Annotated in this window: 8 protein-coding genes; 3 read left to right on the top strand and 5 right to left on the bottom strand. The window is 61.7% G+C overall.

Annotation, left to right across the window (positions count from 1 at the left end; all coding sequences use genetic code 11):
* Nucleotides 1-126: 126 nt before the first annotated feature.
* The gene (locus K5E37_RS28180; RefSeq protein WP_085602983.1) at nt 127-1,032 is read left to right on the top strand and encodes a LysR family transcriptional regulator; all 906 of its coding nucleotides are present in this window, start codon (nt 127-129) and stop codon (nt 1,030-1,032) included.
* Nucleotides 1,033-1,038: 6 nt separating this feature from the next.
* On the opposite strand, the gene K5E37_RS28185 is transcribed toward K5E37_RS28180, so the two are convergent.
* Together K5E37_RS28185 and K5E37_RS28190 are read right to left on the bottom strand one after the other, a co-directional pair.
* Nucleotides 1,039-2,208 (bottom strand): DUF1624 domain-containing protein, encoded by a 1,170-nt coding sequence (locus tag K5E37_RS28185; protein WP_221535726.1) that lies wholly within the window; start codon nt 2,206-2,208, stop codon nt 1,039-1,041.
* 115 nt (nt 2,209-2,323) lie between these two features.
* On the bottom strand, nt 2,324-5,353 hold the full coding sequence (locus tag K5E37_RS28190) for an FAD-binding and (Fe-S)-binding domain-containing protein (protein WP_221535720.1): 3,030 nt from the start codon (nt 5,351-5,353) through the stop codon (nt 2,324-2,326).
* A gap of 159 nt (nt 5,354-5,512) precedes the next feature.
* Between K5E37_RS28190 and K5E37_RS28195 the strand changes: the two genes are divergently transcribed.
* Nucleotides 5,513-6,397 carry a LysR substrate-binding domain-containing protein gene (locus K5E37_RS28195; protein WP_221535721.1) on the top strand — a complete coding sequence of 295 codons (885 nt, stop codon included), beginning with the start codon at nt 5,513-5,515 and terminating at the stop codon, nt 6,395-6,397.
* A gap of 107 nt (nt 6,398-6,504) precedes the next feature.
* On the opposite strand, the gene K5E37_RS28200 is transcribed toward K5E37_RS28195, so the two are convergent.
* Complete coding sequence (locus tag K5E37_RS28200; protein WP_221535722.1) at nt 6,505-7,779, bottom strand: glucarate dehydratase family protein; 1,275 nt, start codon at nt 7,777-7,779, stop codon at nt 6,505-6,507.
* A gap of 24 nt (nt 7,780-7,803) precedes the next feature.
* Nucleotides 7,804-9,171 carry an MFS transporter gene (locus K5E37_RS28205; protein WP_221535723.1) on the bottom strand — a complete coding sequence of 456 codons (1,368 nt, stop codon included), beginning with the start codon at nt 9,169-9,171 and terminating at the stop codon, nt 7,804-7,806.
* Nucleotides 9,172-9,297: 126 nt separating this feature from the next.
* Between K5E37_RS28205 and K5E37_RS28210 the strand changes: the two genes are divergently transcribed.
* Nucleotides 9,298-10,197: a LysR substrate-binding domain-containing protein gene (locus K5E37_RS28210; protein ID WP_064379392.1), complete on the top strand. Its 900-nt coding sequence runs from the start codon at nt 9,298-9,300 to the stop codon at nt 10,195-10,197.
* Between the two features lie 142 nt (nt 10,198-10,339).
* Here K5E37_RS28210 and K5E37_RS28215 read toward each other — a convergent pair whose 3' ends face one another.
* Nucleotides 10,340-10,762, bottom strand: coding sequence for a hypothetical protein (locus K5E37_RS28215; protein WP_311776196.1), 423 nt, complete (start codon nt 10,760-10,762; stop codon nt 10,340-10,342).
* Nucleotides 10,763-10,764: the final 2 nt, after the last annotated feature.

Consider the following 10,764-nt stretch of genomic DNA (forward strand, 5'->3'; position numbering starts at 1 on the left):
ACTCCTCCTGTCGGTGACCCTGGCGAGATTGCCGGGCCTTCTTGATGAGTTGAGTCGACTTTAAAGCCGTGCTACTGATGTGATAATCCCAACAAATTTGCATGACTTTGTGAAAGGCGCTCACAAATGAAAAACCCGTCCACGGCGGATCTGTCGATCTTTCTCTGCATTGCCCAGCATCTGAATTTCAGTCGTGCAGCGGTGGATCTGGGCCTGACACCGTCGGCCCTGAGCCATTCATTGCGAGCGCTGGAAAATCGCCTCGGCGTGCGCCTGTTCAATCGCACCACCCGCAGCGTCGCCCTGACCGAAGCTGGCGAACGGCTGTATGCGCGGCTGAAACCGGCGTTTCGCGACATCGACGACGCCCTCGAAGACCTCAACCACTTTCGCGACAAACCTTCCGGTAACCTGCGCATCACTGCCGGGCGCCAAGCGTGCGAACTGGTGCTGCTGCCGATTGCCGGGGCGTTCCTGCAAGCCTATCCGGACATCCGCCTGGAAGTGGTCGAAAGCGACGCGCTGCTGGATATCGTCGCCGGCGGTTTTGATGCCGGGGTGCGGTTCGGCAATCGGCTGGAGGCGGACATGGTGTCACTACCGATCGGCCCGACCCTGCGTTCGGTGGTGGTCGCTTCACCGGCGTTTCTGGAGCGGCACACCGCGCCGCAAAAACCGGAGGATCTGCACGCCCTGCCCTGCATCCGTCACCGGTTTCCCAGCGGCGCGCTGTACCGCTGGGAATTCGAACGCGGTGGCATCGTTCAGGAAATCGAGGTCAACGGCCCGCTGACCCTGGGCGATGTCAGCCTGATGATCGGCCCCGCATTGCAGGGCTTGGGTCTGGCCTATGTGTTCGAGGACATGGCCCGGGAACACCTGGCGAGTGGGCGGCTGGTACAGGTGCTGGCGGACTGGTGCCCGTACTATCCCGGCCTCCATCTGTACTACCCGAGCCGACGCCACGTACCGGCGCCGCTCAAGGCGTTTATCGATTTCGCCCGCAATGCCCGCGAAGGCAAAACGGGCTAAGCCGTTCTAGAGATACTTCAACCAGGCAATGTCGCGGCGCCGGGCCTTCAATCCCGAGAACCAGCGCACGGCCGGGAACAACGCGACCGCCAGCACCACCGCCGCCAGCCACACCGCCGTCACCGACGAGAAACCGAAATAGGTGCCCTGATTGAGCCCGAACAGCGCCACGCCAATCAGGTACAGCACCTTCAGCGCATACAGGTGCAGCAGGTAGAAAAACATCGGCGCCGAACCGAACACGGTCAGCCAGCGAATCCAGCGCCGATCCTGCGCACGCTCGAACACCAGCAACAGCAGCAGCCCGACACTCACCGTCAGCGCGATGAACAACAGCGACGGCGGGTATTTGGTGATGTTGAAAAAGCTCATCAGGGTTTGCAGACCGCTGTCCCCGAAGGCCCAGGGTTTCTCGCCGTAACCGTTGACCAACCGCAGTGCCACAAAGCCCAGCAGCCCGGCGACACCACCGATCAACAAACGGCGCTGGCGCACGCCGGCATCGGCTGCGCGAGCGAACCACGGCCCCAGCGCGTAACCCAACCCGATCACGCCGATCCACGGCAACAACGGATACGAGGTGCGCAGGCGCAAAGTCTCGCCGGCCTCGATCCAGCCGCGGTCATGCAGGATTGCCCACGGCACGTGCAGCGCCGACTCGGCTCCGAAATGCAGTCCGTCGAGCAGGTTGTGCCCGGCGATGATCGCAACGCTCAACGTCAGCAGCAGCCAGCGTGGCAGCCAGACCAGCAGCGACAGCGCGATCATGCTCAGGCCGATCGCCCAGATCACTTGCAGGTAGATCACGGTCGGTGGCAGCTGGAACGTCCAGGCGAAATTCACCAGGGTGAATTCGAGCGCCACCAGAAACAAACCGCGCTTGAACAGAAATGCACTGACGTCAGCCTTGCCGTCGTACTTCTCGCCGAACAGCCACGCCGACAACCCGGTCAGCAGCACGAACACCGGCGCGCACAGATGCGCCAAGGTACGGCTGAAGAACAGCGCCGGCTCCGTGCTGGCGATGTCCATCGGGTCGCTGACCTGTCGATGCAGCAGAAAGGTTTCGCGCACGTGATCCAGCAACATGAACAGAATGACCAGGCCACGCAGCGCATCAATGGACAGCAACCGGCCAGTCGCCAAGGGGGCAGAACGGGGAACCGCAATCGTCATGGAGGTATCGCAATCGAAAGGTTGATCGATGCGACCGCCCGAAAGCGGTCGCATAATTTGCGTTACCTTATAACATGAAAAGCCGATCCAATCGCTAGCGATTCTCAAACGGCGATCACGCTGTGCGCAGGGTTTCCAGCACGACCTGCAACGGATGGCGCAGCTGTTGATCGGCCTGGCGCTTGACCTGACTGCGGCAGGAATACCCGGTGGCCAGCGCTTCGCCCTTCTCCGCCGGTGCCTCGATCTGCTTCGCCCAGGATTGCTCATAGATCACCGCCGAGGTCTCGCGATTGCGCGCTTCGTGTCCGTAAGTGCCGGACATGCCGCAGCAACCGGTGGCCTGGGTCGCCAGCTTCAGGCCGACACGCTCGAACACCTGCTCCCATTGCCGGGTGGCGGCCGGAGCGTTGGTTTTTTCGGTGCAGTGCGCCAGCAGGCGGAAAGTGTCGTCGCGGCGCTGATCGGCCTGCTCCGGCATGACCTTGAGCAACCACTCCTGCACCAGTGCCACCTCCGGGCATTTCTCCATCCCCGGCACTTTCAGATATTCCTGGCGATAGACCAGGGTCATGGCCGGATCGAGCCCCACCAACGGCACGCCGATCTCGGCCAGCGCGCGCAACTGCCCGGCATTGCGCAACGCCGCGCGATTGAACGCCGAGAGGAAGCCCTGCACGTGCAGCGGCTTGCCGTTGGCACTGAACGGCGCCAGATAAACCTGATAACCGAGGCGCGAAATCAGCTCGATCAGATCCGCCAGCAGCGGTGCTTCGAAGTAACGGGTGAACGCATCCTGCACCAGCACCACGCTGCGTTCACGTTGTGCCTGGGTCAGCGCCGAAAGTACCTCGACCGACGCCGGCTGAACCTGCCAGCGGCGCATCGCCGCGTGGAAATCGAAACGGCTGAGCAACGGCACATCGACCATGCCACCAAGGCGCTCGATCAAGCGACGGCTGAACGAGGCGCCCATCAAGCCGTTATAGAGAAACGGAATCCGCGCCATGTACGGAATCGTGTACTCCAGCGAGGCAATCAGATAATCCCGCGCCGGCCGCAGATAGCGGGTGTGATACAGCTCGAGAAACCGCGAACGGAAGTCCGGCACGTTGACCTTCACCGGGCACTGCCCCGCACAGGACTTGCACGCCAGGCACCCGGCCATGGCGTCGTACACCTCGTGGGAGAAGTCCTGTTCCTGCGCACGGCTGTTGCGCCAGCGCTGCAGCAATGTGCTGAAAAACGGCGGACGGCGGCTGGCATCGGCCAACACATCAACACCCGCCTCGCCCTGCAAACGCAGCCATTCGCGAATCAGCGAAGCGCGGCCCTTGGGCGATTGCGCGCGCTGGCGGGTGGCTTTCCACGACGGGCACATCGCATCGTCGGGATCAAAGTTGTAGCAGGCGCCGTTGCCGTTGCAGTGCATGGCCGCGCCGTAGTCCTGCCAGACTTTTTCGTCGATCTGCCGGTCGAGTTCGCCGCGCAGGGTCACTTCGTCGATCTTCAACAACGCCGCGCCGGGAATGTTCGGCGTGGCGATCTTGCCGGGGTTGAACTGGTTGAACGGATCGAACGCCGCCTTCAAGGCTTGTAGCGCCGGGTACAACTCGCCGAAAAAGGCCGGCGCGTATTCCGAACGCAGGCCTTTGCCGTGCTCGCCCCACAGCAGGCCGCCGTAACGCTGGGTCAACGCGGCGACGCCGTCCGACACCGGGCGCACCAGTGCGGCTTGTTGCGGATCCTTCATGTCGAGAATCGGCCGCACGTGCAGCACGCCGGCATCGACGTGGCCGAACATGCCGTACTGCAATTGGTGGCTGTCGAGCAGGTCGCGCAGTTCGGCGATGTACTCGGCCAGGTGCTGCGGCGGCACAGCGGTGTCTTCGACAAACGGCTGAGGTCGCGCTTCACCGGCGACGTTGCCGAGCAGACCCACCGCGCGTTTGCGCATAACGTAGACGCGATTCACCGCCGCATGCCCGACAGCTAGCGTGTGGCCCAAGCGCTCGACGGTGGCGTCGGTGCCCAGGTGCTGGACGAAGGCCTCGACCCGACCTTGCAGCTCCTCGGGATCGTCACCGCAAAACTCAACCAGGTTGATCCCCAGCGTCGGCCGCTCGGCGCTTTCCGGGAAGTATGCGGCGACGCCATGCCAGACGATGTCCTGCATCGCCAGCAACAGCACTTTGGAGTCGACGGTTTCGATCGACAATGGCTTGAGCGCCATCAGCGCCCGGGCATCGCGCAAGGCATCCATGAAGCCGGCGTAGCGAATGTTCACCAGCATCGTGTGCTTGGGGATCGGCAATACGTTGAGCTTGGCCTCGACCACAAACCCCAACGAACCTTCAGCGCCGCACAGCACGCTGTTGAGGTTGAAACGATTGTCGGCCTCGCGCAGGTGCGCCAGGTCGTAGCCGGTCAGGCAGCGGTTGAGGTCGGGGAAGGTTTCCCGGATCAGCTCGCCCTGCTCATCGATGATCTGCCGCGCGCAGCGATACACCTCGCCGGCCCGGCCCTCGCGGGCGCATTCCGCTGCCAGTTCGCTTTCTTCCAGCGGGCGGCCGTGCAAACGCTCCCCACCGCGCAGGACCATGTGCAGCTCCAGCACGTGGTCGCGGGTCTTGCCGTAAGTGCAGCTGCCCTGGCCGCTGGCGTCGGTGTTGATCATGCCGCCGACGGTCGCACGGTTCGAAGTCGACAGTTCCGGGGCGAAAAACAGCCCGGCGGATTTCAGTGCTGCGTTCAGTTGATCCTTCACCACGCCGGCCTGCACCCGCACCCAACGCTGTTCAACGTTGATTTCGAGGATGCGGTTCATGTGCCGCGACAGGTCGACGACGATGCCGTCGGTCAACGACTGGCCGTTGGTGCCGGTGCCGCCGCCGCGAGGCGTGATCACCACTTTCTGGTAGGCCGGCTCGGCGATCAGACGCGCCAGCAGCGCTACGTCGTCGGCGTCACGCGGGAATACCGCCGCTTGCGGCAAGCGCTGATAGATCGAGTTGTCGGTGGCCAGCACCACGCGGCTGGCGTAGTCGGCACTGATTTCGCCGCGAAAACCGCTGGTTTCAAGGGCTTTGAGAAACTGTTGGTAATCGGTGTTCAGCGCGGTGGAAGGCGACAGCTGGGCAATCATCGGGAGGGCAATCTCGGTCAAAAACGGGCCGTGTGGCGGTGAACAGTTGTGCGCAATGAATGATTGCGTCACGCTCCCGCCATCTCATAGGCCTTATGTTCATTGCAGATCGATGCCGGGACAACCGTAAAATCGACCCGCAATCCATGACTAAAACGAATGAATCCGCGAACCCTCACTCCCTCGATGTCGTTGCTGCTGGCGTTTGAAGCCGCCGCGCGCCATGAAAGCTACACCCGCGCCGCCCACGAACTGTCGCTGACCCAGAGCGCCGTCAGCCGGCAGGTGCAGATTCTGGAAAAGATGCTCGGCATGCGCCTGTTCAGTCGCGAAGGCCGGCGGGTGATCCTTACCGACGTCGGGCGCATGTACCAACGCGAACTGTCCGAAGCCCTCGGCCAGATTCGCAGCGCGACGTTGCAGGCCATGGCGTTTGGCTCGGGCATCCACAGTTTGCGCCTGGCGACCCTGCCGACCTTCGGCTCGAAATGGCTGCTGCCGCGCTTGAAGGATTTCTACACCGCGCACCCGGGCATGACGGTGCACCTGCATTCACGCATCGAAACCATTGACTTCGACGCCAGCGAAATCGACGCGGCGATTTGCGTCGGTGGCGGTGACTGGCCGGGGCTGACCGCCCACCGCCTGCACACCGAAGAACTGGTGGTGATCGCCAGCACGCAGCTGTCCGATGCCGAACGCCTGGCTGCCGACAAGGATATCGCCGGGCAACTGCTGCTCAACGTCAGCAGCAATGCTCAGGCCTGGTCCGAGTGGTTCAGTCATCACGCCCTGCCCCATCGCAGCATGCGCATCGGGCCGAGTTTTGAGATGACCTCGCACTTGATCCAGGCGGTGCGCGCCAATATTGGCATCGGCCTGGTGCCGAGAATTCTGGTGGAGGATGAGTTGCACAACGGCGAGCTGCTGCAACTGGGCGAACCGATCAGCAGCCGGCGCAGCTATTACCTGGTGTACCCGGCGCGCAATGAGTCGCTGGCGTCGCTGAAGGCGTTTCGCGACTGGCTGATGCGTACGCTCTGAGTTTCTACATCGCCAGATCATTGGCATCGCGAGCAGGCTCGCTCCCACAGAGACAAGTATTCCAATGTGGGAGCGAGCCTGCTCGCGATGGCGCCAGGCCGGTGAACTCAGAACCGCGGTTTCACCGCTTTCCAGTCAGGTTTGTAGCGCTGCATCTGCCGCACATCATCGCGCTGGCGAATGCCGCAGGTCAGGTACTGATCGTGCAGCTTGCCCAGTTGATCGTGATCCAGTTCCAACCCCAAGCCCGGTGCACGAGTGATCTTCACGCAGCCGTCGACGATCGGCAGTTTGCCGCCCTTGATCACCTCTTCATCCGGTTCCTGCCACGGGTAATGGGTGTCGCACGCGTAGTCCAGATTCGGCACTGCAGCCGCCACGTGCGCCATCGCCATCAGGCTGATGCCCAGGTGTGAGTTGGAATGCATCGACACGCCGAGGCCGAAGGTGTCGCACATTTTCGCCAGGGTCTGGGTGTCGCGCAGGCCGCCCCAGTAATGGTGATCGGCGAGGACAATCTGCACGCTGTTCAAAGCTACGCTGCGGCGGAACTCGTCGAAATCGGTGACCACCATGTTGGTCGCCAGCGGCAACCCGGTACGGTTGTGCAACTCGGCCATCCCTTCGAGGCCTGGGGTCGGATCCTCGTAATACTGCAGATCATCACCCAGCAACTCGGCCATGCGGATCGAGGTTTCCAGCGACCAGTTGCCGTTGGGATCGATGCGCAGCGGATAACCGGGAAAGGCCTTTTTCAGCGCCTTGATGCACGCCACTTCATGCTCCGGGGGCAGCGTGCCGGCCTTGAGCTTGATGCTCTTGAAACCGTAAGCCTCGATCATCCGCGCGGCCTGGGCGACGATCTGCTCTTCGTTCAGCGCCTCGCCCCAGTTGTCCGGTTTGTACGGTGAATCGACGTGCTGCGCATACTTGAAAAACAGGTAGGCACTGAACGGCACTTCATCGCGCACCGCACCGCCCAGCAGATCCACCAAAGGCACATTCAGGTAGCGGGCCTGCAAGTCGAGAAACGCCACTTCGAATGCCGAATACGCATTGCTCACGGCCTTGCTGGCGTGAGAACCGGGCGCCAGCTCGGCACCGGCCAGACTGGCCGGTTTGTTGGCGGCGACCGTGGCCTGAACGATCCGACGCAACTGATTGAGGTTGAACGGATCGAGGCCGATCAACTGCGACTGCAACTGTTGCTGGATCGCCAGCGCCGGCGTATCGCCATAGCTTTCGCCGAGGCCGATGTAGCCGTTGTCGCTCTCGATCTCGATGATCGAACGCAGGGCAAACGGTTCGTGGATGCCACTGGCATTGAGCAGCGGCGGATCACGGAAAGCAATCGGAGTGACGGTGACACGAGTGATTTTCAAAATGACGCTCCTGTTGAGTCGGAATCAGTGGCTCGCCACCGGGCTGGCCGTCGGCGCAACGGCGGTTTCGGGTTCAGGCTTTGCCGGGGTTTTGCCTTTGGCGCCGGGCGCCATGCGGGCGAAGAAAATCACTACCGCCGCTACCAGCGAAGTCGCGGCCAAGCCATACAGACCGCCCTCGATAGAGCCGGTGGTCTGTTCCAGAAAACCGAACGCGGTCGGCGCAACGAAGCCGCCGAGGTTGCCGATGGAGTTGATCAGCGCGATCACCGCCGCCGCGATACGCGCATCCAGATAGCTTTGCGGAATCGGCCAGAACAGTGCCGAAGCCGCCTTGAAACCGATGGCCGCAAAACAGATAGCGACGAAGGCGAAAATCGGCCCGCCAGTGGTGGACATGAACATGCCGAACGCGGCGATCACCAGAGTGAGCGCGACCCACGCCTGCTGGAATTTCCACTTGCCGGCCAGCGCCGCAAAGCCGTACATCGCGACGATGGAAATGATCCACGGCACCGAGTTGAGCAGCCCGACCTGGAAGTCGCCAAGGTTGCCCATTTTCTTGATCATGCTCGGCAGCCAGAAGGTGGCGCCGTAAATGGTCAGGGCGATGGAAAAGTAGATGAAGCAGAACAGCGCGATCTGCCGGTCCGCCAGCAGTTTGAACATCGAAGGTTTGGCGACGTGGGTCGCTTCGCGGGCACGTTGTTCTTCGGCGATTGCCGTCACCAGCGCTTCACGCTCCTCCTCGCTCAGCCACTTGGCCTGGCGCGGATGGGATTGCAGCCAGAACCAGACAAACCCGCAGAGCACCACCGACGCGGCGCCTTCGATCAGGAACATCCACTGCCAGCCGTGCATGCCCAGACCGCTGATGTGCAACAGCGCGCCGGACACCGGGCCGGAAATCACCGAAGCAATCGCCGAGCCGCTGAGAAACACCGCCATGGTCTTGCCGCGCTCCGAGGCTGGCAGCCATTGGGTGAAGTAATAAATGATCCCCGGAAAAAAACCGGCCTCGGCTGCGCCCAGGATGAAGCGCAACACGTAGAAACTGGTTTCACCCTTGACGAACGCCATGGCCATCGCCGCGGCGCCCCAGGTGAACATGATCCGCGTCAGCCAGGCGCGAGCGCCGTAGCGTTGCAGGAGCATGTTGGACGGCACTTCAAACAAGGCGTAACCGATGAAAAACAGACCGGCACCAAGGCCGTAGGCAGCAGCGCCGATACCCAGATCGGTTTCCAGATGACTGCGCACGAAGCCGATGTTGACCCGGTCGATGTAGTTGACGATGAACATCACCACGAACAACGGCAGCACATGGCGCTTGACCTTGGCGGCGGCGCGGGCGAGTACCGTGATGTCCGGCGGACTCTGGAGGGTATTCAAGGGGCGACTCCCGATCTTTGTTTTTGTAGGGATAGCGGTGGCCTTTGAGGCGTAGAGCGATCATGGACGGGGCAATTGATCCCGTCTAATCTAACTTGGCATTCGATTGATACCTGGATTAGATCAATGTTCGAACTCACCCAACTGCGCTGCTTCACCACCGTCGCCACCGAGCTCAACTTCCGGCGTGCCGCCGAGCGGTTGAACATGACCCAGCCGCCATTGAGCCGGCAGATCCAGTTGCTGGAACATCACCTGGGTGTCGAACTGTTTACCCGCAGTACGCGCAGTGTGGCGCTCACCGCTGCCGGCCGCGCATTCTTCATCGAGGCGCAAAACCTGCTCGAACGCGCGCAACAGGCCGCCGTCACCGCCCGACGTTTTGCCGAGGGTGATATCGGTTCGGTGAACATCAGTTTTGTCGGTAGCGCGGTATACGAGTTTCTGCCCAAGGTTATCGCCGAGGCGCGCCTCAAGCAGCCGCAGGTGAAGATCGACCTGACCGAAATGAACACCTATCAGCAACACGAAGCCCTGCGCGCCCGACGCATCGACCTGGGCATCGTCCGCGCGCCGTTGCTGGAACCGGGCTACGCCACCGAATGCCTGGTGCGCGAGCCGTTTGTGCTGGCGGTGCCGAGTGGTCATCGGCTGGCCGAGGCTGACGACGTTTCAGTGAAGGACCTGGATGGGCAGCCGTTCCTGATGTATTCCCACGCGGCCTATCCGCCGTTCAACGAACTGCTCACCGGTATGCTGCGCTCGGCTCGGGTCGCTCCGGATTACGTGCAGTGGCTGGGGTCTTCGCTGACGATTCTGGCGCTGGTGAATGCAGGCATGGGCCTGGCGCTGGTGCCGCGTTGCGCGACCAGTGTGGTGTTCAGGAATGTGGTGTTTCGCGAGATCGATCTGGGCGAAGGGGTGCAGAGCGAACTGCATCTGATCTGGCGGGAGAACAATGACAACCCGGCGTTTGCGATGTTGCTGGAGGGCATTCGCCGGGCGGTGAAGGATGGATGGGGTTAGTAGCGGGCTTGCGGTGATGGGGGGTACTTCAGCGGTGGAGGGGCCTTTGGGCCCGTGATCAATGGTTTCTCCAACAGCTTCCCGTCGGGCCCAACGAAAAGTCGCTCCAGATGTTGTGGCATTGGTTGCGGTGCTCTTGCGGTCATGATGAACCCTCTGATGCCGGGCTGAATTCAACCCATTTAACCTTCGCGGAATCTATCAGCAAAAATTCGGCGCCAATAGGATCCAATTTGCCATCTTCGTTGAGCCAGCGTGGAAACCTCATCAAAAACTGCCCGGTGTTCGACTCCGGCGGCCACTCGACTGGCCAGCCTAGAACGCGCCTTTCATCCTCCAGATGAAGGGTGATGAATCGGTCATATTGAGCAAAAGCGCAGAACCATTCACTGGGATAGGAAGATTGTTTCGTTACGTTTCTACTGCGCAACCACCTATGCAATTTGCCATTGATTGCCAGACAGCAAGCCATCAACCCAAGCAACAACGAAGCAGATAATGCCCAGCACGCTTCAGCCTTCGCATCCCACTTCCCTACAGAAAACCCCTTCTCCCCCACCCACACAC

The organism is Pseudomonas sp. RIT778 (assembly GCF_019718735.1).
Classification (GTDB): Bacteria; Pseudomonadota; Gammaproteobacteria; order Pseudomonadales; family Pseudomonadaceae; genus Aquipseudomonas; species Aquipseudomonas aphyarum.